This window comes from Streptomyces sp. NPDC001135 (genome assembly GCF_053598395.1).
In genome coordinates this window covers 42313-63151 of sequence record NZ_JBSFKD010000012.1, presented here as the reverse complement: position 1 = coordinate 63151, position 20839 = coordinate 42313, and the positions used below count along the sequence as shown (strand labels likewise).

Here is a 20839-nt window from a genome sequence, read left to right as displayed (position 1 = left end):
ACGCGGCGCCGAAATCCGCTTCCGCCTGCCCGAATTCGGAAATTCCCACCGCCATACGAACACCCGCAACACGGGCCCAGGGACGTCGGCCTCGACACGACCGGCACCTCCGGTTCGGCAGCGTGCTCGGGCGTGACGGACCCCACCCGCCGTCCCGTTCAAACTCCGTTAACAATGGACTGTGATCTCACCGGTCTCCTCGATGCCCCGGAGCGCCCACCGGCACAGGCCGGAGGCGACTCCCTACGTCGACCTCACCCGCGCCGAGTGGAGCGCGCTGCGCGACAAGACGCCGCTGCCGCTGACCGCCGAGGAGGTGGAGAGGCTGCGCGGTCTGGGCGATGTGATCGACCTGGACGAGGTGCGGGACATCTACCTCCCGCTCTCCCGGCTCCTCAATCTGTACGTGGGTGCCACCGACGGACTCAGAGGCGCCCTGAACACGTTCCTCGGGGAGCAGGGCTCCCAGTCCGGCACCCCGTTCGTGATAGGGGTCGCCGGCTCCGTGGCCTGCGGCAAGTCCACCGTCTCCCGGCTCCTGCAGGCCCTCCTGTCCCGCTGGCCCGAGCACCCGCGCGTCGAGCTGGTCACCACCGACGGCTTCCTGCTGCCCACCAAGGAGCTCCAGGCCCGCGGTCTGATGTCGCGGAAAGGATTCCCCGAGTCCTACGACCGCCGGGCCCTCACCCGGTTCGTCGCCGACATCAAGGCGGGCAAGGACGAGGTCACGGCTCCCGTCTACTCCCACCTCATCTACGACATCGTCCCGGGCCAGCGGCTCACGGTCCGCCGGCCCGACATCCTGATCGTCGAGGGACTGAACGTCCTGCAGCCCGCCCTCCCCGGCAAGGACGGCCGTACCCGGGTCGGGCTCGCCGACTACTTCGACTTCAGCGTGTACGTCGACGCGAGCACCGAGGACATCGAGCGCTGGTACCTCAACCGCTTCAAGAAGCTGCGCCAGACCGCCTTCCAGAACCCGTCCTCGTACTTCCGCAAGTACACCCAGGTCTCCGAGGAGGAGGCCGTCGACTACGCCCGCACGCTGTGGCGGACGATCAACAAGCCCAACCTGGTGGAGAACATCGCCCCCACCCGCGGCCGGGCCACCCTCATCCTGCGCAAGGGCCCGGACCACACGGTGCAGCGGCTGAGGCTGCGCAAGCTGTAGCCCCGCCTGCTGGATGGGCGCCATGCGCTGACGCCGCTGGCCCAGAAGTGACTGTGGGCCAGACAGCGCGAGCGTACGGGGCCGGCGGCCTCTAGAACCGCCTTTCGCAGTTCCCGTTGACGGTGTCGCCGGGGTCGGCGAACACCGTGTCGGTGCCGTCGCCGCAGTTCACCGTGTCACCACCGGCGTTGTCCTGGACGCCGATCGTGTCATTGCCGCCATTGGTGGTCACGGTGTCGGTACCCGTACCGGCGTCGACGGTGGTGTTGACATGAACCGCGGAGCCGTCGAAGGAGTCGTTCCCGTCGCCCAGCGCGACGGCGAGCCGGGTCAGCGTGCCGACGGGGCCGCAGTCGGCACTGTTGGGGTTGCTGTCCACCCGGGTGCAGCCCGGGCCGATCGCGATACCCGTGGTGTCGGTGAGAATCAGATGGTTGGCGGAGTTGAGGGTGGCCGTGACCATGTTGTTCACACCGGCGCGCGCCTGGAGCCCGGCGAGGCCGCCGAAAATGCGGAACGCCGTGGAGCCCGGTGTCTGGGCGGCGGCGGGGGTGGCGGCCGAGGCGACGAGAAGACCCGCCGCCAGGACCGGACCGACCGCCCGCTTCAGGGTGCTGCTCACGATCTTCATGCTGTACTTCTCTTTCGTCGAGGGGGACGCCGCTGTCAGCGGCCTCGACGCCAGAGAAACAGTCAGTGACGGATCGTGCACTTTTTGCTACGCCTCGGGGATCACCCCAGGGCGGACTTCACCGCGTCGGCCAGCCGCCCGGCCACCGACCGCGCCTGGTCGATGTCGGCCGCCTCGACCATCACCCGCACCAGCGGCTCGGTACCGGACGGCCGCAGCAACACACGCCCGGTCTCGCCGAGTTCCCGCTCGGCCTCGGCCACAGCGGCGGCGAGGTCCGCGGAGGTCCGCACCCGCGACTTGTCCACGTCCGGCACGTTGATCAGAACCTGCGGCAACCGCTCCATCACGGCGGCCAGCTCGCGCAGGCTGCGCCCGGTCTCGGCGACCCGCGCCGCCAGCAGCAGCCCGGTCAGGGTGCCGTCGCCGGTCGTCGCGTGATCGAGGATGATCACGTGCCCGGACTGCTCGCCGCCGAGGGCGTAGCCGTGCTCCTTCATCTCCTCGAGCACGTACCGGTCACCCACGGCCGTCTGCACGAGCCGGATCCCGGCCCTCTCCATCGCGAGCTTGAAGCCCAGGTTGGACATCACCGTGGCGACCACCGTGTCGGCCCGCAGCTCGGAACGCTCCCGCATGGCCAGCGCCAGCACGGAGAGGATCTGGTCGCCGTCGACCTCCTCGCCGGTGTGGTCCACGGCCAGGCAGCGGTCGGCGTCGCCGTCGTGCGCGACACCGAGGTCCGCGCGGTGCTCCAGGACCGCGGCCTTCAGCTTGTCGAGGTGGGTCGAGCCGCAGCCGTCGTTGATGTTGAGCCCGTCCGGCTCCGCGCCGATCGTGACGATCTCGGCGCCCGCCCGGGAGAACACCTCCGGCGAGACCCCCGAGGCCGCGCCGTGCGCTTCGTCCAGGACGATCCTCAGCCCGTCGAGCCGGTTGGGCAGCACCGACAGCAGATGGCCGACGTACTGCTCGAAACCCTCGTCGTACGAACGCACCCGTCCGACCCCGGCACCCGTCGGCCGCTGCCACGGCTCGCCGTGCCGGTGCGACTCGTACACCGCCTCGATCCGGTCCTCCAGCTCGTCGGCGAGTTTGTGGCCGCCGCGGGCGAAGAACTTGATGCCGTTGTCCGGCATGGCGTTGTGGCTGGCGGAGAGCATCACACCGAGGTCGGCGCCGAGCGCGCCGGTCAGATACGCCACCGCGGGCGTCGGCAGCACACCGACGCACAGGACGTCCACGCCCGCGCTCGCGAGGCCCGCGACCACGGCCGCTTCCAGGAACTCCCCGGACGCCCGCGGGTCCCGTCCGACCACCGCCTTCGGCCGGTGGCCCTCGAAGGTGCCCGCCTCGGCCAGCACGTGCGCCGCCGCTACGGACAGGCCGAGCGCCATCTCGGCGGTCAGGTCCGCGTTGGCGACACCGCGCACGCCGTCCGTGCCGAAGAGTCGTCCCACTTGTCCTCCTGAGGAAGCGTCCTTGCTGCCATGAATGGTGGCAGACGCCGGGTCATCCGATCACACCAGCCTTTGAACGTCTTGTGTCGTTATACGCCCTTGGCCGGGATAAACGAACGCCCCGACGGCACATGTGGCGTGCCGCCGGGGCGTTCGGAGTACGAGCAGGCAGCTGCTGGTTAGCGCTTGCTGTACTGCGGAGCCTTGCGGGCCTTCTTCAGACCGGCCTTCTTGCGCTCGACCGCACGGTCGTCGCGCTTGAGGAAGCCGGCCTTCTTCAGCGGGCCGCGGTTGTTGTCGACGTCGGCCTCGTTCAGGGCGCGGGCGACACCGAGACGGAGCGCACCGGCCTGACCGGAGACACCGCCACCGGCGATGCGGGCGACGACGTCGTAACGGCCGTCCAGCTCGAGCACCTTGAAGGGCTCGTTGACTTCCTGCTGGTGCACCTTGTTCGGGAAGTAGTCCTCGAGGGTGCGGCCGTTGATCTTCCACTTGCCGGTGCCCGGAACGATCCGGACGCGGGCGATGGCGTTCTTGCGGCGACCCAGACCCGCGGCGGGCTGGGGCTCACCGAAGCGCGAGGCGAGGGACTCGGAGGTGTACTCACCCTCCACCGGAACCTCGGACTCGGTGGTGTAGCTGTCGATGTCAAGCTCTTCGAGCGGCTGCTCGGCAGTGGTCTCGGCCACGATTCTCCTCAGATTCTCTTCAGTCTTAGGGGGTGGCCGGACTTACTGCGCGACCTGGGTGATCTCGAACGGCACCGGCTGCTGGGCAGCGTGCGGGTGCTGGTCACCCTTGTAGACCTTCAGCTTCGAGAGCATCTGACGGCCCAGGGAGTTCTTGGGGAGCATGCCCTTGACGGCCTTCTCGATGGCCTTCTCGGGGTTCTTGTCGAGCAGCTCGTCGTAACGGACGGAGCGCAGACCACCCGGGTAGCCGGAGTGGCGGTACGCCATCTTCTGGGTCCGCTTGTTGCCGGACAGGTGCACCTTGTCGGCGTTGATGACGATGACGAAGTCACCAGCGTCGACGTGCGGCGCGTAGATCGGCTTGTGCTTGCCCCGGAGGAGGGTCGCTGCGGTGGTGGCGAGACGGCCCAGGACAACGTCCTGAGCGTCGATGACGTGCCACTGGCGCGTCACATCGCCGGGCTTGGGGCTGTACGTACGCACGGTTCGTAGCCTTCGCTTCGAGTGAATGGTCCTGAACAGGTCACCGAAACGATCACGACAGCCTTGACCGCACCGCGGTGACGCAAACCGCGTGCTGGTCGCTGGTCATCGGCCCGGTGGACCGGTGTAAGGGCCCGTCCCGTGAGAATGAGCAAGCCAATACACAACGAAGAAGCAGGTTACCTGCAGGGCCCCGGACGGGTCAAAACGAGGCTCTTCCCCCTCATGTCGGCGGACAAACACGGCATGCCGCCGCACCCGCCCCGGCACCTTGCGCACCCCGTCTAAGATGCGCCCCATGAGTTACGGGCAGGGGGGACCCCAGTCGCAGTGGGATCCCTGGAAACCGAATTCCCAGCAGCCCTGGAACAGCGGAGGTGACGACGGCACTCCCGACTGGGCCGCGCTCGCGGAGGCCTCGGAGACCCGCAACAAGCGCCGCAAGCTGCTGTTCATAGGCGGCGGCGCACTCGCCACGATCGCGATAGGCACCGTGGTCGCCATGGCGGTCGTCTCCGCGGGCGGCGACGACGGACCAGAGGCCGGCCCCAGCAACCTGCCCGCCAGCGCCTCCCTGCCCAGCGGCTCGGCCACGCCGTCCTTCGCGCCCACCAGCGCCCCGCCGCCGCTGGACCCGAAGGACTTCATCGCCAGCGCCAAGAAGGACACCGCCCCGCTCAGCGCCGACACGCTCTTCCCCGGCACCCAGCTGACCATGAACGGCACGGTGTACAAGAAGGGCGCCACGGCCGACACCACCAACTGCGCCTCCGCCGCCGGCGCCGACCTTCCGAAGATCCTCACCGCCAACGGCTGCACCCGCCTGATCCGCGTCACCTACAGCAAGGGCGGCATCGCGGCCACCGTCGGCGTCGCCCTCTTCGACGACCAGGCGAAGGCCGCGCAGGTCAAGAAGCAGGCCAAGAAGAACGCCATGGTGCGCTCCCTGTCCGGCAAGGGTGTCAAGGACTTCTGCAACGCCGCGGTCTGCCTGACGACCACGAACGCCGCCGGCCGCTACGCCTACTTCACGACCGTCGGCTTCCTCGACGGCAAGAACGTGACCAAGAAGGACACGAAGATCTTCTCCGTCGGCAACGACCTGCAGCAGTTCACCTTCGACCAGATCTACCGCCGCGGCCAGGCCCAGGCGTCCGCGGCGGCGAACCGGTAGCTCAGCAGCACCCCGCCGACGGAAGCGAGCGCTTGTTCCGCGCCTCCTTGCTGCGCGCGGCCAGCAGCTCGTCGGCGGGGTAGCCCACCTCCTCCAGGGTCAGCCCGTGCGGTCGTACGACATGCACGGCGGAGTCCCGCACACCCGCGGCCAGCACCTTCCCGGGCCACTCCGGCCCGCGGTGCCCGTCCCCGACGAACAGCAGCGCGCCGATCAGCGAGCGCACCATGTTGTGGCAGAACGCGTCGGCGCGCACGGTGGCGGTGATGATCCCGTCGGCGCCCTTTTCGAGGCTCAGCTCCTGAAGGGTGCGAATCGTGGTCGCCCCTTCCCTCTTCTTGCAGTACGCGGCGAAGTCGTGCTCGCCCAGCAGACGCCGGGCGGCCTCGTTCATGGCGTCGACGTCGAGCGGCCAGTCGTGCCACAGGACGTGGCCCCGCAGGAGGGGGTCCACTCCCCCGGGATTGTCGGTGACCCGGTACGCGTACCGGCGCCAGACCGCGGAGAAGCGGGCGTTGAAGCCGCTGGGCGCCGGCCTGAGGGCCCACACCCGCACGTCCCTCGCCAGCCGCCCGGCGAGCCGCTTGAGCAGCTTCTGGTTGTGCTCCCGCCAGACCTCCTCGGGCAGGTCCACGTGCGCCACCTGCCCGCGCGCGTGCACCCCGGCGTCGGTCCGCCCGGCGACGGTCAGCTCGTACGTCTCCCGGGACCGCGTCACCGTGCGCAGGGCGTCCTCGATCTCGCCCTGCACGGTCCGCCTGCCGCCGGCCTGCTTGGCCCAGCCGTGGAAGTCGCTGCCGTCGTAGGAGATGTCGAGGCGGACACGGACGTACCCGGGCTGTACTTCATCACTCACGTGGAAATCCTCTCAGGGCGGTGCCCCGTGAAAGAACGCGAAAGCGGGCCCGCCCGGAAAGGGCGGACCCGCTCAGCGCGAGGTGTTGCCTCAGGCGTCCTTCGACTCCTCGGCAGCGGCCTCCTCGGCCGGAGCCTCGGTGGTCTCCGCGGCCTTGGCCTCGTCGGCCTCCTTGACCGCACGCTTGGTGGCGGCCTCGGCCTCACCCACGGCCTTCTGCTGCACCGTCAGCGCCTCGACCAGCTCGATGACGGCCATGGGCGCGTTGTCGCCACGGCGGTTACCGATCTTGGTGATGCGGGTGTAGCCACCGGGACGGTTCTCGTACCGCGGGCCGATCTCGGTGAAGAGCGTGTGGACGACGCCCTTGTCCGTGATGACCTGGAGCACCTGACGGCGGTTGTGAAGGTCGCCCTTCTTCGCCTTGGTGATCAGACGCTCGGCGTACGGGCGCAGGCGGCGGGCCTTCGCCTCGGTGGTGGTGATACGGCCGTGCTCGAAGAGGCTCTTCGCGAGGTTCGCGAGGAGCAGCTTCTCGTGCGCGGCGCTGCCGCCCAGACGGGCACCCTTGGTGGGCTTCGGCATGGTTCTTCTCCTGTGTGTCTGCCCTGGCCGTGTCAGGTACCGGGGTCAGTATCCGAGCGGGCGGTCGCCCGTCGAAGATCCAGGCCCCCGAAGGGGCCTGGAAGGGGCGCGGGGAACTGCGCGGCCGGCCACGGCCGGCGCGCAGACGCAGTACGGCCTCCCCGCGGAGCGCTCAGTACTGCTCGGTCTCCACGAAACCCGCGTCCGCGTCGTCGTCGGCGCCGAAGGCGTCGGCAGCGGCCGTGGGGTCGAATCCGGGCGGGCTGTCCTTCAGGGCCAGGCCCATGCCGGCCAGCTTCGCCTTGACCTCGTCGATGGACTTCGCACCGAAGTTGCGGATGTCCAGGAGGTCGGCCTCGGAGCGGGCGACGAGCTCACCCACGGAGTGGATGCCCTCGCGCTTGAGGCAGTTGTAGGAGCGGACCGTGAGCTCCAGCTCCTCGATCGGCAGCGCCAGGTCGGCGGCAAGGGCGGCGTCCGTGGGGGACGGGCCCATGTCGATGCCCTCGGCGTCGATGTTCAGCTCGCGGGCGAGACCGAACAGCTCGACCAGGGTCTTACCGGCGGAAGCCATGGCGTCACGCGGACGCATCGCCTGCTTGGTCTCGACGTCGACGATCAGCTTGTCGAAGTCGGTGCGCTGCTCGACACGCGTGGCCTCGACCTTGTACGTGACCTTGAGAACCGGCGAGTAGATGGAGTCGACCGGGATACGGCCGATCTCCTGGCCCACCTGCTTGTTCTGCACGGCGGAGACGTAACCGCGGCCACGCTCGACCGTCAGCTCCATCTCCAGCTTGCCCTTGCCGTTGAGCGTGGCGAGGACCAGGTCGGGGTTGTGCACCTCGACACCGGCCGGGGGCGCGATGTCGGCGGCGGTGACCAGACCCGGGCCCTGCTTGCGCAGGTACATCACGACCGGCTCGTCGTGCTCCGAGGAGACGACCAGCTGCTTGATGTTGAGGATCAGGTCGGTGACGTCCTCCTTGACGCCCGGCACGGTGGTGAACTCGTGCAGCACGCCGTCGATCCGGATGCTGGTGACAGCGGCGCCGGGGATCGAGGACAGGAGGGTACGGCGGAGGGAGTTGCCGAGGGTGTAGCCGAAGCCCGGCTCCAGCGGCTCGATCACGAACCGGGAGCGGAACTCGTCGACGACCTCTTCGGTCAACGAGGGACGCTGAGCGATCAGCATGTGTGGATCAGATCCTTCATTCGTGGACGCCCGCTATTTGACGCCCGACGGAAACCGCGCCCGTGAGAAGCGCGGGTACTGCAAGGGTACGGGCGATACGGCCCTTTTACGGAGCCGTACCGCCCGAAAAGCCCTGAAGCAGCCGTGCGTCAGACGCGGCGGCGCTTCGGCGGGCGGCAGCCGTTGTGCGGGGTCGGGGTGACGTCCTGGATGGAGCCGACCTCGAGGCCCGTGGCCTGCAGGGAGCGGATCGCGGTCTCACGACCGGAACCCGGGCCCTTCACGAACACGTCGACCTTGCGCATGCCGTGCTCCTGGGCGCGGCGGGCGGCCGACTCGGCAGCCATCTGCGCGGCGAACGGCGTGGACTTCCGGGAGCCCTTGAAGCCGACGTGGCCGGCGGAGGCCCAGGAGATCACGTTGCCGGACGGGTCCGTGATCGAGACGATCGTGTTGTTGAACGTGCTCTTGATGTGCGCGTGGCCGTGAGCGACGTTCTTCTTTTCCTTGCGGCGCACCTTCTTGGCAGCGCCCTGACGACCCTTGGGGGGCATCTATAACTCCTACGGGAGGTGGTCGGTCCTACAGCGAAGACCGCTGGACGGCGAGTCCGCTGCGGACTACTTCTTGCCCGGCTTCTTCTTACCGGCGATGGCGCGACGCGGGCCCTTGCGGGTGCGGGCGTTGGTGCTGGTGCGCTGACCGCGGACGGGCAGACCGCGACGGTGACGGAGACCCTGGTAGCAACCGATCTCGACCTTGCGGCGGATGTCGGCCTGGATCTCGCGACGGAGGTCACCCTCGGTCTTGATGTTGTTGTCGACGTACTCGCGGATCGCGACCAGCTGCTCTTCGGTCAGGTCACGAACGCGGGTGTTCGGGTCGATGCCGGTCTCAGCCAGCGTCTGCTGCGAGAGCGTCCGGCCGATGCCGAACACATAGGTGAGGGCGACCTCCACGCGCTTTTCGCGCGGGATGTCAACACCGGAAACGCGTGCCATTCAATGGCTCCTGGTGATCTTCGGAGGTCTTCCGCAGAACCGGCTCCCGGCCGCCGTACGAGGTACGAACCGGGTCCCCGGCCTCCGACCGGGGGTGTCAAGCCGCTCGCGACGGCTTGGGTCCTGCGTATGAACAAATTCAGCTCGCGTCGCGCGAATCTCTGCGATAGAGGTGCAGAGGGTGAGGTCGTGCGTCAGCCCTGGCGCTGCTTGTGGCGCGGGTTCTCGCAGATGACCATGACCCGACCGTGACGGCGGATCACCCTGCACTTGTCGCAGATCTTCTTGACGCTCGGCTTGACCTTCATGGGATTGAGGTTCTCCGGGTCAGTGCCACCACCCCGCCGAGACGGGATGCGGGCAAGATCTACTTGTACCGGTAGACGATCCGGCCACGCGTCAGGTCGTACGGAGACAGCTCCACCACGACCCGGTCGTCAGGGAGGATGCGGATGTAGTGCATACGCATCTTGCCGCTGATGTGTGCCAGGACCTGGTGGCCGTTCTGGAGCTCGACCTTGAACATGGCGTTCGGCAGAGACTCGACGACAGTGCCCTCGATCTCGATGGCACCTTGCTTCTTGGCCACGCTTCGCCCTTCGAATCGACTACCTTGATCGACTCCGCACGAGCGCATGCAGACATGCGGGTGCACGAGAGCCGACGAGTCAGTCTACGTCGGCGCATCCTGAAACGCGAATCGAGGAAGTCTGCCCCATGGGGGTGATCGTCATGCGAGGGGGTCGGGGGCGGCGGTGATGCCGTACTCGGCCAGCTTGGCCTTGCCCCCGTCGGGAGCGGTGAGCACCAGTGGGCCCTCCGCCGTCAGGGCCACCGAGTGCTCCCAGTGGGACGACCACGTGCCGTCCGTCGTGATGACCGTCCAGTCGTCCGACAGGACCTCCGTGCGCGGGGTGCCGAGGGACACCATCGGCTCGATCGCGAGGCAGAAGCCGGGCACCAGCTTGGGTCCCTTGCCGCGACGCCGGTCGACGTAGTTCAGCAGGTGCGGGTCCATGTGCATCTCGGTGCCGATGCCGTGGCCGCCGTAGTCCTCGATGATCCCGTACTTGCCGCCGCCGGGCTTGGGCTGGCGGCGGATGTAGGTCTCGATGGCCCGCGAGACGTCGACCAGGCGGTTGCCCTGCTTCATGGCCGCGATGCCGGCCCACATCGACTCCTCGGTCACCCGGGAGAGCTCGACCAGCTCCGGGGCGTGACCGGAGCCCACGAAGGCCGTGTAGGCGGCGTCGCCGTGCCAGCCGTCGATGATCGCGCCGCAGTCGATGGAGATGATGTCCCCGTCCTTGAGGACGACGTCGTCGGAGGGGATGCCGTGGACGACGACGTCGTTCACGGAGGTGCAGATGGTCGCGGGGAAGCCGCCGTAACCCAGGAAGTTCGACTTGGCGCCGTGCTCGGCGAGGACCTTGCGGGCGACCTCGTCCAGGTCCTTGGTGGAGGCACCCGGCACCGCGGCCTCACGGGTGGCCGCGTGGATGGCGGCTACGACCAGGCCCGCCGCACGCATCTTCGCGATCTGCTCGGGCGTCTTGATCTGCACCATGGGGCCTGCGCTCTCCCTCACTCACATCGACTGGGTTACGTACACAACACTACGGCCGCGGCGCCCGGTGAAGGGCACCGCGGCCGGAAGGACCGCGAGCTACTTGCTCTTGAGTGCCGCCAGCGCCCGCTGCGTGATCTCGTCCACCGGGCCCAGGGCGGAGATCGTGACGACCAGACCCTGCGCCTTGTAGTAGTCGATGATCGGCTCGGTCTGCGTGTGGTAGACCTCGAGCCGCTTGCGGACGGTGTCCTCGGAGTCGTCGTCGCGCTGGTACAGCTCGCCGCCGCAGACGTCGCAGACGCCCTCCTTCTTCGGCGGGCTGTACGTCACGTGGAAGACGTGCGAGGAGTCGTTACGGCAGATGCGCCGGCCGGCGATCCGCTTGACGACCTCGTCCTCCGGGACCTCCAGGTCCAGGACCGCGTCCAGCGTGATGCCCTCGGTGCGCAGCAGCTCGTCCAGCGCCTCGGCCTGCGAGACGTTCCGCGGGAAGCCGTCCAGCAGGAAGCCGCCCTCGGCGTCCGGCTGCTCCATACGGTCCTTGGCCATCGCGATGGTCACCTCGTCCGGGACGAGGTTTCCGGCGTCCATGTAGGACTTCGCGAGCTTGCCCAGCTCCGTCTGCTGGCTGATGTTGGCCCGGAACAGGTCACCCGTGGAGATGTGCGGGATCGCCAGCTTCTCAGCGAGACGGACGGCTTGCGTTCCCTTACCGGCACCCGGCGGCCCGACGAGGACGATACGCATCAGCGGAGGAACCCTTCGTAATTGCGCTGCTGGAGCTGGCTCTCGATCTGCTTCACCGTCTCGAGGCCGACACCCACGATGATCAGGATGCTGGTCCCGCCGAAGGGGAAGTTCTGGCTTGCCCCGAAGCCGACCAACGCCATTGTCGGTACGAGAGCGATCAGACCCAGATACAGCGAACCCGGCCAGGTGATCCGGTTGAGCACATAGCTGAGGTACTCAGCGGTCGGTCGGCCAGCCCGGATGCCCGGGATGAAGCCACCATACTTCTTCATGTTGTCGGCGACTTCCTCGGGGTTGAAGGAGATCGCCACGTAGAAGAACGCGAAGAACACGATGAGCAAGAAGTACATCGTGATGTAAATCGGGTGGTCGCCCTTGGTGAGGTTCTGCTGGATCCACTGCTTCCAGTGCGAATTGCCCCCCGCGAACTGCGCCACGAGTGCCGGGATGTAGAGCAGCGAGGAGGCGAAGATGACGGGAATCACACCCGCCTGGTTCACCTTGAGCGGGATGTACGTGGACGTACCGCCGTAGGAACGGCGGCCGATCATGCGCTTGGCGTACTGGACCGGGATGCGGCGCTGGGCCTGCTCGACGAAGACGACCAGGCCGACCATGACCAGGCCGACCAGGATCACGGTGCCGAACTCGATCCAGCCACCGGCCAGGGTGCCCTGCTTCTTGATCGCCCACAGCGCGGACGGGAAGGTGGCGGCGATCGAGATGAACATCAGGATCGACATGCCGTTGCCGATGCCGCGGTCGGTGATCAGCTCACCGAGCCACATCACGACGGCCGTGCCGGCGGTCATGCAGATGACCATGGTGATCGTCGTGAAGATCGCCTGGTCGGGAACGATGCTCGACGCGACCGAGCAGCCGTTGAAGAGGGCGCCGCTGCGGGCGGTGGCCACCAGGCCGGTGCCCTGCAGGATGGCGAGCGCAACGGTGAGATAGCGGGTGTACTGCGTGATCTTCGCCGTGCCGGCCTGGCCCTCCTTCTTGAGGGCCTCCAGGCGCGGGATGACCACGGTCAGCAGCTGAAGAATGATGCTGGCCGTGATGTACGGCATGATGCCGAGCGCGAAGACCGTGATCTGCAGCAGCGCACCGCCGCTGAACATGTTCACGAGGCCGAACAGGCCCTGGTTGCCCTGTGCCTCGGTCACACACCGCTGGACGGCCTGGTAGTTGACGCCGGGGATCGGAATGTGGGTACCGACCCGGTAGACCACGATGATGGCCAGCGTGAAGAGCAGCTTCTTGCGCAGGTCGGGCGTCCTGAACGCCCGGGCGAACGCGGTGAGCACGGTGCCTCCTGCGACCCCCGCGCAACTGCGTCAAGGGTGACGGTCTTGAGGTTCGACGGATACAGACGAATAGCTAACGGTCAACTGCCGCTCAGGGTGCCCCATGGGAGACACCCGGTGAAAGTAGGCAGTGCTGGCCACCTTACCGGCGAGAGCCCCGCCCTAGGAACGACCGACCGGGGATACCCCTTTTGTGGGGTATCCCCGGTCGGGATCGTTCACGTCATCGAGTGGACCTGAGGGACTCAGACCAGCTCGGTGACCGTACCGCCGGCGGCGGTGATCTTCTCCTTGGCGGAGCCGGAGACGGCGTCGACCGTCACCTGCAGCGCCACGGAGATCTCGCCCTGGCCGAGGACCTTGACGAGGCTGTTCTTGCGAACGGCGCCCTTGGCCACCAGGCCCTCGACGGTGACCTCGCCACCCTCGGGGTACAGCGCGGCCAGCTTGTCGAGGTTCACGACCTGGTACTCGGTCTTGAACGGGTTCTTGAAGCCCTTCAGCTTCGGGAGGCGCATGTGGAGCGGCATCTGGCCACCCTCGAAGCGCTCCGGAACCTGGTAGCGGGCCTTGGTGCCCTTGGTACCACGACCGGCCGTCTTACCCTTCGACGCCTCACCACGACCCACACGGGTCTTGGCGGTCTTGGCGCCCGGGGCGGGACGGAGGTTGTGGATCTTCAGCGGGTTCTGCTCCGCCATGATCAGTCGACCTCCTCGACCGTCACGAGGTGGCGGACGGTGTGCACCATGCCGCGGAACTCGGGGCGGTCCTCCTTGACGACCACGGTGTTGATCCCCTTGAGACCAAGCGACCGCAGGGTGTCACGGTGGTTCTGCTTGCTGCCGATGTAGGACTTGACCTGCGTGATCTTGAGCTGCGCCATGATTACGCACCCGCCCCGGCACGCGCACGGAGAAGAGCCGCGGGAGCGACGTCCTCGAGCGGCAGACCACGGCGGGCCGCGATCTCCTCGGGGCGCTGCAGACCCTTCAGGGCCTCCACGGTCGCGTGCACGATGTTGATCGCGTTGTCGGAGCCGAGCGACTTCGACAGCACGTCGTGGATACCGGCGCACTCGAGCACGGCACGCACCGGACCACCGGCGATAACACCGGTACCGGGGGACGCGGGCTTGAGCAGCACGACGCCGGCAGCCTTCTCACCCTGGATCGGGTGCGGGATGGTGCCCTGGATCCGGGGGACCTTGAAGAAGTGCTTCTTGGCCTCCTCAACGCCCTTGGCGATGGCGGCCGGCACCTCCTTGGCCTTGCCGTAACCGACACCCACGGTGCCGTCACCGTCGCCCACCACGACCAGCGCGGTGAAGCTGAAGCGACGACCACCCTTCACAACCTTGGCGACGCGGTTGATCGCGACGACGCGCTCAACGTACGCGGTCTTCTCGGCGGCAGCAGCGCCGCCGTCACGGCCCTTCCGGTCCCGCCGCTCGCCGCCACCGGCACCGCTTCCGCGGCGCTGGGGTCCAGCCATTGGATTACCTCTCTCTTTCCGCTAGCTACAAGCGGCTCAGAACTTGAGCCCGGCCTCGCGGGCGGCGTCCGCCAGGGCGGCGATGCGCCCGGCGTACTGGTTGCCACCACGGTCGAACACGACGGCCTCGACACCGGCGGCCTTGGCACGCTCGGCAACCAGGGCGCCGACCTGCTTGGCCTGCGCGGACTTGTCGGCCTCGCCGCCACGGATCGACGCGTCCAGGGTGGACGCCGACGCCAGGGTGTGGCCCTTCAGGTCGTCGATCACCTGCGCCACGATGTGGCGGTTGGAGCGGGTCACGACCAGACGGGGACGCTCCGCCGTACCGGAGATCCGCTTGCGGATCCGGATGTGACGGCGCTTGATCGCGGCGCGCTTGTAGGCGTCGCCCTTGAGGATCTTCTGCCCGTATGCCATGGCTTACTTACCCGCCTTTCCGACCTTGCGGCGGATGACTTCACCCTCGTACTTGACGCCCTTGGCCTTGTACGGGTCGGGCTTGCGCAGCTTGCGGATGTTGGCCGCAACCTCGCCGACCTTCTGCTTGTCGATGCCCTCGACCTGGAAGCGGGTCGGGGTCTCCACCTTGAAGGTGATGCCCTCGGGCGCCTCGACGGTGATCGGGTGGCTGTAGCCGAGCGCGAACTCGAGGTTCGAGCCCTTGGCGGTCACGCGGTAACCGACACCGCTGATCTCGAGCTTCTTCACGTAACCCTGGGTCACGCCGGTGATCATGTTCGCCACCAGCGTGCGGGACAGGCCGTGCAGGGCCTTGTTCTGACGCTCGTCGTTGGGGCGGGTCACCTGCAGGGTGCCGTCCTCGCCCTTGGCGACCTCGATCGGCGCCGAGACGGTGTGGGTCAGCTCGCCCTTGGGGCCCTTGACCGAGACCGTACGGCCGTCGATGGTGACGTCCACGCCGGCGGGAACCGCGATGGGGAGCTTGCCGATGCGCGACATAGCTGTTTCCTCCGTTCCCTTCTGCTACCAGACGTAGGCGAGGACTTCCCCACCCACGCCCTTCTTGCCGGCCTGCTTGTCGGTGAGGAGCCCGTGCGACGTGGAGATGATCGCCACGCCGAGGCCACCCAGCACCTTCGGCAGGTTGGTGGACTTCGCGTACACCCGGAGACCGGGCTTGGAGATCCGCTTGATGCCCGCGATGGAGCGCTCACGGTTCGGGCCGAACTTCAGCTCGAGGGTGAGGTTCTTGCCCACCTCGGCGTCCTCGACGCGCCAGCCCGTGATGAAGCCCTCCTGCTGGAGGATCTCCGCGATGTGCGACTTGATCTTGGACGCCGGCATCGTCACGGAGTCGTGGTACGCCGAGTTCGCGTTCCGCAGACGAGTCAGCATGTCTGCGATCGGATCAGTCATGGTCATGAATTGGCCTGTGGCCTTTCTCGCCGGGGTTTCCTATATGCGCCATCCCTCTCCCCGTACTTCTGCAGACGGGACGGGTGCGGCGCGGGGACCTACGGCGTAGTAAGTCGTTCAGGGCGGCAGAGGCCCAACCCTCCTAGCCTAAGCCATGAGGGCGGGGTCCCCTGCCGTCCCGGTTGCTTACCGAGAGGTCCAGGAATCCCTAATAAGGGGATTACCAGGAGCTCTTGGTCACGCCCGGCAGCTCGCCACGGTGAGCCATCTCACGAAGGCACACGCGGCACAGGCCGAACTTGCGGTAGACGGAGTGCGGACGGCCGCAGCGCTGGCAGCGGGTGTAGCCACGCACACCGAACTTGGGCTTGCGAGCAGCCTTAGCGATCAGAGCCTTCTTCGCCATCTCGCTCACGCCTCCTTGAACGGGAAGCCGAGGTGACGAAGGAGCGCGCGGCCCTCAGCGTCGTTGGTCGCCGTGGTGACCACGGTGATGTCCATACCCCGGACACGGTCGATCTTGTCCTGGTCGATCTCGTGGAACATGACCTGCTCCGTGAGACCGAAGGTGTAGTTGCCACGGCCGTCGAACTGCTTGGGGGACAGACCGCGGAAGTCGCGGATGCGCGGCAGCGCGAGCGACAGGGTGCGGTCCAGGAACTCCCACATGCGGTCGCCACGGAGCGTGACGTGGGCACCGATCGGCTGACCCTCGCGCAGCTTGAACTGCGCGATGGACTTGCGGGCCTTGGTGACGGCCGGCTTCTGACCGGTGATGGTGGTCAGGTCGCGGATCGCGCCCTCGATCAGCTTCGAGTCACGGGCGGCGTCGCCGACACCCATGTTGACCACGATCTTGACGAGGCCGGGAACCTGCATGACGTTCTCGTACTTGAACTCGTCACGCAGCTTGCCCGCGATCTCCTCGCGGTACTTCGTCTTCAGACGCGGAGTGGTGGTGGTAGCCATCAGATGTCCTCACCCGTCCGCTTGGCAACGCGGATCTTGTTGCCCTCTTCGTCGAAGCGGTAACCGACACGCGTGACGACCTTCTGACCGTCCTTCTCCACGACCAGCTGAACGTTGGACACGTGGATCGGGGCCTCGGTGGTCACGATGCCGCCGGCCTGGGAACCGCGAGCGGTCGGACCGGCCTTGGTGTGCTTCTTGACCCGGTTGACACCCTCGACCAGGACACGCTCCTCGCGCGGGTAAGCGGCAATGACCTTGCCCTGCTTGCCCTTGTCCTTGCCGGTGATGACCTGGACCAGGTCGCCCTTCTTGATCTTCATGCTTACAGCACCTCCGGCGCGAGCGAGATGATCTTCATGAACTTCTTCTCGCGCAGCTCACGGCCGACCGGGCCGAAGATGCGGGTGCCGCGAGGGTCGCCGTCGTTCTTCAGAATGACGGCGGCGTTCTCGTCGAAGCGGATGTACGAGCCGTCCGGACGGCGGCGCTCCTTGACGGTGCGAACGATGACCGCCTTGACGACGTCACCCTTCTTCACGTTGCCACCGGGGATCGCGTCCTTGACGGTGGCGACGATGACGTCACCGATGCCCGCGTAGCGGCGACCGGAGCCACCGAGCACACGGATGCAAAGGATTTCCTTCGCACCAGTGTTGTCGGCGACGCGCAGTCGCGACTCCTGCTGGATCACGTCTATCTCCTGTTTGTCTGCCGGTTCCCGGCAGGGGCCGCCTCTTTACGAGGGGAGCCCCTGCCGAGCCTGGCGGAACTGTCCTGCGAGGGATGCCCCGCAGGAACGTACTTTTTGGAATTCCCTTGCGGGAATTACCTACTTGGCCTTCTCGAGGATCTCGACGACGCGCCAGCGCTTCGTCGCGGACAGCGGCCGGGTCTCCATGAGGAGGACACGGTCGCCGACACCGGCGGCGTTCTGCTCGTCGTGCGCCTTGAGCTTGTTGGTGCGGCGGATGACCTTGCCGTACAGCGCGTGCTTGACACGGTCCTCGACGGCGACGACGACGGTCTTGTCCATCTTGTCGCTGACGACGAGACCCTCACGGGTCTTGCGGAAGCCGCGGGCCTCTGCGTTCTCAGTCACGTTCTTCTCGCTCATCAGGCGTTCTCCACCGTTTCGATGCCCAGCTCACGCTCGCGCATCAGGGTGTAGATCCGCGCGATGTCCTTGCGGACCGCCTTCAGACGGCCGTGGTTCTCGAGCTGACCCGTCGCCGCCTGGAAGCGGAGGTTGAACAGCTCTTCCTTGGCCTCGCGGAGCTTCGCCAGAAGCTCCTCGTTGCCCAGCTCGCGCAGCTCGGACGCCTTGGTACCGGCCGACATCACGCTTCACCTGCCTCGCGCTTGACGATCCGGCACTTCATCGGCAGCTTGTGGGCCGCACGAGTCAGCGCCTCACGGGCGATCTTCTCGTTGGGGTACGACAGCTCGAACATCACACGTCCGGGCTTGACGTTCGCGATCCACCACTCCGGAGAACCCTTACCGGAACCCATGCGGGTCTCGGCAGGCTTCTTGGTGAGGGGACGGTCCGGGTAGATGTTGATCCAGACCTTGCCGCCACGCTTGATGTGACGGGTCATCGCGATACGGGCCGCCTCGATCTGGCGGTTCGTCACGTAGGCCGGAGTCAGCGCCTGGATGCCGTACTCGCCGAACGCAACCTGCGTTCCACCCTTGGACATACCGTTGCGCTTCGGGTGGTGCTGCTTGCGGTGCTTGACCCTACGGGGGATCAGCATGTCGGTCAGGCCTCCGTTCCGGTGCTCTCAGCCGGAGCGGACGCGGGAGCCTCGGCCTTGGGGGCCTCGGCGCCAGCAGCCTGCTGCGGCTTGCGACCGCGCCGCTCGCCACCACGGCCACCACGGGCCGGGCGGTCGGCACCGCCACGGGCCGGGCGGTTACCCGCACGGGCCGCAGCGTTCTCGGCGCGGACCTCGGCGATGTTCTTGACGTCGCCCTTGTAGATCCAGACCTTCACACCGATGCGGCCGAAGGTCGTCTTGGCCTCGAAGAAGCCGTAGTCCACGTTCGCACGGAGCGTGTGCAGGGGCACGCGGCCCTCGCGGTAGAACTCCGAGCGGGACATCTCGGCGCCGCCGAGGCGGCCACCGCACTGGATCTTGATGCCCTTGGCGCCGGCCTTCATCGCCGACTGCATGCTCTTACGCATGGCGCGGCGGAAGGAGACGCGGGAGGAGAGCTGCTCGGCGACGGCCTGGGCAACCAGCTGAGCGTCGGTCTCGGGGTTCTTGACCTCGAGGATGTTCAGCTGGACCTGCTTGCCCGTGAGCTTCTCGAGGTCACCGCGGATGCGGTCGGCCTCGGCGCCACGGCGGCCGATGACGATGCCCGGACGGGCGGTGTGGATGTCCACCCGCACGCGGTCACGGGTGCGCTCGATCTCAACCTTCGAGATACCGGCGCGCTCCATGCCGGACGTCATCATCCGACGGATGGCGACGTCTTCCTTGACGTAGTCCTTGTACAGCTTGTCGGCGTACCAACGCGACTTGAAGTCGGTCGTGACACCGAGCCGGAACCCATGCGGGTTAACCTTCTGGCCCATTACCGGGTTCCTTCCTTGCTGCTGACGACCACGGTGATGTGGCTGGTCCGCTTGCGGATCCGGTAGGCACGGCCCTGGGCACGCGGACGGAACCGCTTCAGGGTCGGGCCCTCGTCGACGTACGCCTCGGAGATGTAGAGGCTGTCGGCGTCGGTGTGGTCGTAGTTGTGCGCGGCGTTGGCGATGGCGCTGTCGAGCACCTTGCCGACCGGCACGGAGGCTGCCTGCGGAGCGAATCGCAGAACAGCCTGGGCCTCCGTGGCGTCCATGCCACGGATGAGGTCCACCACGCGGCGGGCCTTCATGGGCGTGACGCGGATGTACCGCGCCTGGGCCCTGGCTTCCATGGTTGTCCCTTCAGTTACTTACGTGTCTGAATGCGATCCGCTACTAGCGGCGCTTCGACTTCCGGTCTTCCTTGACGTGGCCCCGGAAGGTGCGCGTCGGCGAGAACTCGCCGAGCTTGTGGCCGACCATCGACTCGGTGACGAACACCGGGATGTGGGTCTTGCCGTTGTGCACCGCGAGCGTGTGGCCCAGCATGGCCGGGACGATCATCGAGCGGCGGGACCAGGTCTTGATGACGTTCTTGGTGCCGGCTTCGTTCTGGGCGTCCACCTTCTTGATCAGGTGGTCGTCGACGAAGGGCCCCTTCTTCAGGCTACGAGGCATCTCAACCCGTCCTTAGCGCTTCTTGTTCGTCTTGCGGCGGCGGACGATGTACTTGTTCGACGCCTTCTTGGGCGAACGAGTACGGCCTTCCTTCTTGCCCCACGGGGACACAGGGTGGCGACCACCGGAGGTCCGGCCCTCACCACCACCGTGCGGGTGGTCAACCGGGTTCATCACGACACCACGGACGGTCGGGCGAACGCCCAGCCACCGCTTACGGCCGGCCTTACCCCAGTTGATGTTGCTCTGCTCGGCGTTGCCGACCTCACCGATGGTGGCGCGGCAGCGGACGTCGACCAGGCGGACCTCACCGGACGGCATGCGCAGGTGGGCGTAGGCGCCCTCCTTCGCGAGCAGCTGCACGGAGGCACCGGCGGAGCGGGCGAACTTGGCACCGCCACCGGGACGGAGCTCGATCGCGTGGATCGTGGTACCGACCGGGATGTTGCGGAGGGCCAGGTTGTTGCCCGGCTTGATGTCGGCCCCGGGACCGTTCTCGACGCGGTCACCCTGCTGCAGGTTGCGCGGGGCGAGGATGTAGCGCTTCTCGCCGTCGGCGTAGTGCAGCAGCGCGATGCGCGCGGTGCGGTTGGGGTCGTACTCGATGTGCGCGACCTTCGCCGGCACGCCGTCCTTGTCGTGACGACGGAAGTCGATCACGCGGTAGGCGCGCTTGTGTCCGCCACCCTGGTGGCGAACGGTCACACGACCGGCGTTGTTACGGCCGCCCTTGCTGTGCAGGGGGCGGACCAGCGACTTCTCCGGCGTGGACCGCGTGACCTCGACGAAGTCGGCGACGCTGGCGCCACGACGGCCCGGCGTAGTCGGCTTGTACTTGCGGATTCCCATTTCTCAG

At 67.2% G+C, this 20839-nt stretch carries 33 protein-coding genes; 2 read left to right on the top strand and 31 right to left on the bottom strand.

From position 1 onward, the window contains the following. Window positions 1-202 precede the first annotated feature (202 nt). Window positions 203-1171, top strand: a complete 969-nt coding sequence (coaA, locus tag ACWC94_RS17055; protein WP_450797467.1) for a type I pantothenate kinase — start codon at window positions 203-205, stop codon at window positions 1169-1171. 91 nt (window positions 1172-1262) lie between these two features. Here the strand turns inward: coaA and ACWC94_RS17050 are convergent, their stop codons facing one another. The 4 genes from ACWC94_RS17050 to rplM form a co-directional block, all read right to left on the bottom strand. Beyond that, window positions 1263-1793, bottom strand: a complete 531-nt coding sequence (locus tag ACWC94_RS17050; RefSeq protein ID WP_450797331.1) for a hypothetical protein — start codon at window positions 1791-1793, stop codon at window positions 1263-1265. A gap of 110 nt (window positions 1794-1903) precedes the next feature. After that, window positions 1904-3262, bottom strand: coding sequence for a phosphoglucosamine mutase (gene glmM, locus ACWC94_RS17045; RefSeq protein WP_450797330.1), 1359 nt, complete (start codon window positions 3260-3262; stop codon window positions 1904-1906). 179 nt (window positions 3263-3441) lie between these two features. Continuing rightward, complete coding sequence (gene rpsI / locus ACWC94_RS17040; RefSeq protein WP_359047574.1) at window positions 3442-3954, bottom strand: 30S ribosomal protein S9; 513 nt, start codon at window positions 3952-3954, stop codon at window positions 3442-3444. A 42-nt stretch (window positions 3955-3996) separates the two neighbouring features. After that, window positions 3997-4440 (bottom strand): 50S ribosomal protein L13, encoded by a 444-nt coding sequence (gene rplM / locus ACWC94_RS17035; protein WP_143627871.1) that lies wholly within the window; start codon window positions 4438-4440, stop codon window positions 3997-3999. 298 nt (window positions 4441-4738) lie between these two features. On the opposite strand from rplM, the gene ACWC94_RS17030 reads away from it, so the two are divergent. After that, window positions 4739-5614, top strand: coding sequence for a hypothetical protein (locus ACWC94_RS17030; protein WP_450797327.1), 876 nt, complete (start codon window positions 4739-4741; stop codon window positions 5612-5614). 1 nt (window position 5615) lies between these two features. On the opposite strand, the gene truA is transcribed toward ACWC94_RS17030, so the two are convergent. The 27 genes from truA to rplB all read right to left on the bottom strand — a co-directional run bounded on the left by truA (window position 5616) and on the right by rplB (window position 20832). After that, the gene (truA, locus tag ACWC94_RS17025; RefSeq protein ID WP_450797325.1) at window positions 5616-6470 is read right to left on the bottom strand and encodes a tRNA pseudouridine(38-40) synthase TruA; all 855 of its coding nucleotides are present in this window, start codon (window positions 6468-6470) and stop codon (window positions 5616-5618) included. Window positions 6471-6560: 90 nt separating this feature from the next. After that, window positions 6561-7055 (bottom strand): 50S ribosomal protein L17, encoded by a 495-nt coding sequence (gene rplQ / locus ACWC94_RS17020; RefSeq protein ID WP_363214351.1) that lies wholly within the window; start codon window positions 7053-7055, stop codon window positions 6561-6563. A gap of 172 nt (window positions 7056-7227) precedes the next feature. Then, window positions 7228-8250, bottom strand: coding sequence for a DNA-directed RNA polymerase subunit alpha (locus ACWC94_RS17015; RefSeq protein ID WP_003966937.1), 1023 nt, complete (start codon window positions 8248-8250; stop codon window positions 7228-7230). A 149-nt stretch (window positions 8251-8399) separates the two neighbouring features. Further along, entirely contained in the window at window positions 8400-8804 is a 405-nt protein-coding gene (gene rpsK / locus ACWC94_RS17010) for a 30S ribosomal protein S11 (RefSeq protein WP_003956432.1), read from the bottom strand. Window positions 8805-8870: 66 nt separating this feature from the next. Then, complete coding sequence (gene rpsM, locus ACWC94_RS17005; RefSeq protein ID WP_031167100.1) at window positions 8871-9251, bottom strand: 30S ribosomal protein S13; 381 nt, start codon at window positions 9249-9251, stop codon at window positions 8871-8873. Window positions 9252-9445: 194 nt separating this feature from the next. Continuing rightward, window positions 9446-9559, bottom strand: a complete 114-nt coding sequence (gene rpmJ / locus ACWC94_RS17000; RefSeq protein WP_003998809.1) for a 50S ribosomal protein L36 — start codon at window positions 9557-9559, stop codon at window positions 9446-9448. Window positions 9560-9618: 59 nt separating this feature from the next. Beyond that, window positions 9619-9840, bottom strand: a complete 222-nt coding sequence (gene infA / locus ACWC94_RS16995; RefSeq protein WP_003948620.1) for a translation initiation factor IF-1 — start codon at window positions 9838-9840, stop codon at window positions 9619-9621. Between the two features lie 141 nt (window positions 9841-9981). Beyond that, window positions 9982-10818, bottom strand: coding sequence for a type I methionyl aminopeptidase (gene map / locus ACWC94_RS16990; RefSeq protein ID WP_351246458.1), 837 nt, complete (start codon window positions 10816-10818; stop codon window positions 9982-9984). Between the two features lie 99 nt (window positions 10819-10917). After that, the gene (locus ACWC94_RS16985; RefSeq protein ID WP_450797323.1) at window positions 10918-11568 is read right to left on the bottom strand and encodes an adenylate kinase; all 651 of its coding nucleotides are present in this window, start codon (window positions 11566-11568) and stop codon (window positions 10918-10920) included. Next, window positions 11568-12881 carry a preprotein translocase subunit SecY gene (gene secY, locus ACWC94_RS16980; RefSeq protein ID WP_450797321.1) on the bottom strand — a complete coding sequence of 438 codons (1314 nt, stop codon included), beginning with the start codon at window positions 12879-12881 and terminating at the stop codon, window positions 11568-11570. Before secY ends, ACWC94_RS16985 begins: the two co-directional genes overlap by 1 nt. Before the next feature lie 245 nt (window positions 12882-13126). Beyond that, window positions 13127-13582 carry a 50S ribosomal protein L15 gene (gene rplO, locus ACWC94_RS16975; protein WP_014674382.1) on the bottom strand — a complete coding sequence of 152 codons (456 nt, stop codon included), beginning with the start codon at window positions 13580-13582 and terminating at the stop codon, window positions 13127-13129. A gap of 2 nt (window positions 13583-13584) precedes the next feature. Further along, window positions 13585-13767, bottom strand: a complete 183-nt coding sequence (gene rpmD, locus ACWC94_RS16970) for a 50S ribosomal protein L30 (protein WP_003998814.1) — start codon at window positions 13765-13767, stop codon at window positions 13585-13587. A gap of 2 nt (window positions 13768-13769) precedes the next feature. Beyond that, entirely contained in the window at window positions 13770-14375 is a 606-nt protein-coding gene (gene rpsE, locus ACWC94_RS16965; protein WP_019753099.1) for a 30S ribosomal protein S5, read from the bottom strand. A 36-nt stretch (window positions 14376-14411) separates the two neighbouring features. Further along, on the bottom strand, window positions 14412-14795 hold the full coding sequence (rplR, locus tag ACWC94_RS16960; RefSeq protein ID WP_014674380.1) for a 50S ribosomal protein L18: 384 nt from the start codon (window positions 14793-14795) through the stop codon (window positions 14412-14414). A 3-nt stretch (window positions 14796-14798) separates the two neighbouring features. After that, a complete protein-coding gene (gene rplF, locus ACWC94_RS16955) occupies window positions 14799-15338 on the bottom strand; it encodes a 50S ribosomal protein L6 (RefSeq protein WP_450797318.1) in 540 nt (179 codons plus the stop codon). Window positions 15339-15362: 24 nt separating this feature from the next. Beyond that, window positions 15363-15761: a 30S ribosomal protein S8 gene (gene rpsH / locus ACWC94_RS16950; protein WP_116148541.1), complete on the bottom strand. Its 399-nt coding sequence runs from the start codon at window positions 15759-15761 to the stop codon at window positions 15363-15365. A 214-nt stretch (window positions 15762-15975) separates the two neighbouring features. Further along, window positions 15976-16161: a type Z 30S ribosomal protein S14 gene (locus ACWC94_RS16945; RefSeq protein ID WP_003948630.1), complete on the bottom strand. Its 186-nt coding sequence runs from the start codon at window positions 16159-16161 to the stop codon at window positions 15976-15978. 5 nt (window positions 16162-16166) lie between these two features. Then, window positions 16167-16724, bottom strand: a complete 558-nt coding sequence (gene rplE, locus ACWC94_RS16940; protein ID WP_053661885.1) for a 50S ribosomal protein L5 — start codon at window positions 16722-16724, stop codon at window positions 16167-16169. Beyond that, window positions 16724-17047, bottom strand: coding sequence for a 50S ribosomal protein L24 (gene rplX / locus ACWC94_RS16935; protein ID WP_055706473.1), 324 nt, complete (start codon window positions 17045-17047; stop codon window positions 16724-16726). The genes rplE and rplX overlap by 1 nt, the downstream gene beginning before the upstream one ends. A gap of 2 nt (window positions 17048-17049) precedes the next feature. Beyond that, window positions 17050-17418 (bottom strand): 50S ribosomal protein L14, encoded by a 369-nt coding sequence (rplN, locus tag ACWC94_RS16930; RefSeq protein WP_003998823.1) that lies wholly within the window; start codon window positions 17416-17418, stop codon window positions 17050-17052. A gap of 138 nt (window positions 17419-17556) precedes the next feature. After that, window positions 17557-17841: a 30S ribosomal protein S17 gene (gene rpsQ, locus ACWC94_RS16925; RefSeq protein WP_018543912.1), complete on the bottom strand. Its 285-nt coding sequence runs from the start codon at window positions 17839-17841 to the stop codon at window positions 17557-17559. Then, a complete protein-coding gene (gene rpmC / locus ACWC94_RS16920; protein ID WP_007494763.1) occupies window positions 17841-18065 on the bottom strand; it encodes a 50S ribosomal protein L29 in 225 nt (74 codons plus the stop codon). The genes rpsQ and rpmC overlap by 1 nt, the downstream gene beginning before the upstream one ends. After that, the gene (rplP, locus tag ACWC94_RS16915; RefSeq protein ID WP_009190136.1) at window positions 18065-18484 is read right to left on the bottom strand and encodes a 50S ribosomal protein L16; all 420 of its coding nucleotides are present in this window, start codon (window positions 18482-18484) and stop codon (window positions 18065-18067) included. Before rplP ends, rpmC begins: the two co-directional genes overlap by 1 nt. 5 nt (window positions 18485-18489) lie before the next feature. Further along, window positions 18490-19311: a 30S ribosomal protein S3 gene (gene rpsC / locus ACWC94_RS16910; RefSeq protein ID WP_003998826.1), complete on the bottom strand. Its 822-nt coding sequence runs from the start codon at window positions 19309-19311 to the stop codon at window positions 18490-18492. Further along, window positions 19311-19658 carry a 50S ribosomal protein L22 gene (rplV, locus tag ACWC94_RS16905; protein WP_019329637.1) on the bottom strand — a complete coding sequence of 116 codons (348 nt, stop codon included), beginning with the start codon at window positions 19656-19658 and terminating at the stop codon, window positions 19311-19313. The genes rpsC and rplV overlap by 1 nt, the downstream gene beginning before the upstream one ends. A gap of 43 nt (window positions 19659-19701) precedes the next feature. Then, window positions 19702-19983: a 30S ribosomal protein S19 gene (gene rpsS / locus ACWC94_RS16900; protein WP_023547380.1), complete on the bottom strand. Its 282-nt coding sequence runs from the start codon at window positions 19981-19983 to the stop codon at window positions 19702-19704. Between the two features lie 12 nt (window positions 19984-19995). Then, a complete protein-coding gene (gene rplB / locus ACWC94_RS16895; protein WP_069779215.1) occupies window positions 19996-20832 on the bottom strand; it encodes a 50S ribosomal protein L2 in 837 nt (278 codons plus the stop codon). Between the last annotated feature and the right edge of the window lie 7 nt (window positions 20833-20839).

Excerpts from the sequence above, each read along its gene's own strand:
- coaA (WP_450797467.1), top strand. The coding sequence starts at position 203 with ATGCCCCGGAGCGCCCACCGGCACAGGCCGGAGGCGACTCCCTACGTC.
- ACWC94_RS17030 (WP_450797327.1), top strand. The coding sequence starts at position 4,739 with ATGAGTTACGGGCAGGGGGGACCCCAGTCGCAGTGGGATCCCTGGAAA.
- rplQ (WP_363214351.1), bottom strand. The coding sequence starts at position 7,055 with ATGCCGAAGCCCACCAAGGGTGCCCGTCTGGGCGGCAGCGCCGCGCAC.
- ACWC94_RS17015 (WP_003966937.1), bottom strand. The coding sequence starts at position 8,250 with ATGCTGATCGCTCAGCGTCCCTCGTTGACCGAAGAGGTCGTCGACGAG.
- rpsK (WP_003956432.1), bottom strand. The coding sequence starts at position 8,804 with ATGCCCCCCAAGGGTCGTCAGGGCGCTGCCAAGAAGGTGCGCCGCAAG.
- rpsM (WP_031167100.1), bottom strand. The coding sequence starts at position 9,251 with ATGGCACGCGTTTCCGGTGTTGACATCCCGCGCGAAAAGCGCGTGGAG.
- rpmJ (WP_003998809.1), bottom strand. The coding sequence starts at position 9,559 with ATGAAGGTCAAGCCGAGCGTCAAGAAGATCTGCGACAAGTGCAGGGTG.
- map (WP_351246458.1), bottom strand. The coding sequence starts at position 10,818 with ATGGTGCAGATCAAGACGCCCGAGCAGATCGCGAAGATGCGTGCGGCG.
- ACWC94_RS16985 (WP_450797323.1), bottom strand. The coding sequence starts at position 11,568 with ATGCGTATCGTCCTCGTCGGGCCGCCGGGTGCCGGTAAGGGAACGCAA.
- rplO (WP_014674382.1), bottom strand. The coding sequence starts at position 13,582 with ATGGCGGAGCAGAACCCGCTGAAGATCCACAACCTCCGTCCCGCCCCG.
- rpmD (WP_003998814.1), bottom strand. The coding sequence starts at position 13,767 with ATGGCGCAGCTCAAGATCACGCAGGTCAAGTCCTACATCGGCAGCAAG.
- rpsE (WP_019753099.1), bottom strand. The coding sequence starts at position 14,375 with ATGGCTGGACCCCAGCGCCGCGGAAGCGGTGCCGGTGGCGGCGAGCGG.
- rplR (WP_014674380.1), bottom strand. The coding sequence starts at position 14,795 with ATGGCATACGGGCAGAAGATCCTCAAGGGCGACGCCTACAAGCGCGCC.
- rplF (WP_450797318.1), bottom strand. The coding sequence starts at position 15,338 with ATGTCGCGCATCGGCAAGCTCCCCATCGCGGTTCCCGCCGGCGTGGAC.
- rpsH (WP_116148541.1), bottom strand. The coding sequence starts at position 15,761 with ATGACCATGACTGATCCGATCGCAGACATGCTGACTCGTCTGCGGAAC.
- ACWC94_RS16945 (WP_003948630.1), bottom strand. The coding sequence starts at position 16,161 with ATGGCGAAGAAGGCTCTGATCGCTAAGGCTGCTCGCAAGCCCAAGTTC.
- rplE (WP_053661885.1), bottom strand. The coding sequence starts at position 16,724 with ATGGCTACCACCACCACTCCGCGTCTGAAGACGAAGTACCGCGAGGAG.
- rplX (WP_055706473.1), bottom strand. The coding sequence starts at position 17,047 with ATGAAGATCAAGAAGGGCGACCTGGTCCAGGTCATCACCGGCAAGGAC.
- rpsQ (WP_018543912.1), bottom strand. The coding sequence starts at position 17,841 with ATGAGCGAGAAGAACGTGACTGAGAACGCAGAGGCCCGCGGCTTCCGC.
- rpmC (WP_007494763.1), bottom strand. The coding sequence starts at position 18,065 with ATGTCGGCCGGTACCAAGGCGTCCGAGCTGCGCGAGCTGGGCAACGAG.
- rplP (WP_009190136.1), bottom strand. The coding sequence starts at position 18,484 with ATGCTGATCCCCCGTAGGGTCAAGCACCGCAAGCAGCACCACCCGAAG.
- rpsC (WP_003998826.1), bottom strand. The coding sequence starts at position 19,311 with ATGGGCCAGAAGGTTAACCCGCATGGGTTCCGGCTCGGTGTCACGACC.
- rplV (WP_019329637.1), bottom strand. The coding sequence starts at position 19,658 with ATGGAAGCCAGGGCCCAGGCGCGGTACATCCGCGTCACGCCCATGAAG.
- rpsS (WP_023547380.1), bottom strand. The coding sequence starts at position 19,983 with ATGCCTCGTAGCCTGAAGAAGGGGCCCTTCGTCGACGACCACCTGATC.
- rplB (WP_069779215.1), bottom strand. The coding sequence starts at position 20,832 with ATGGGAATCCGCAAGTACAAGCCGACTACGCCGGGCCGTCGTGGCGCC.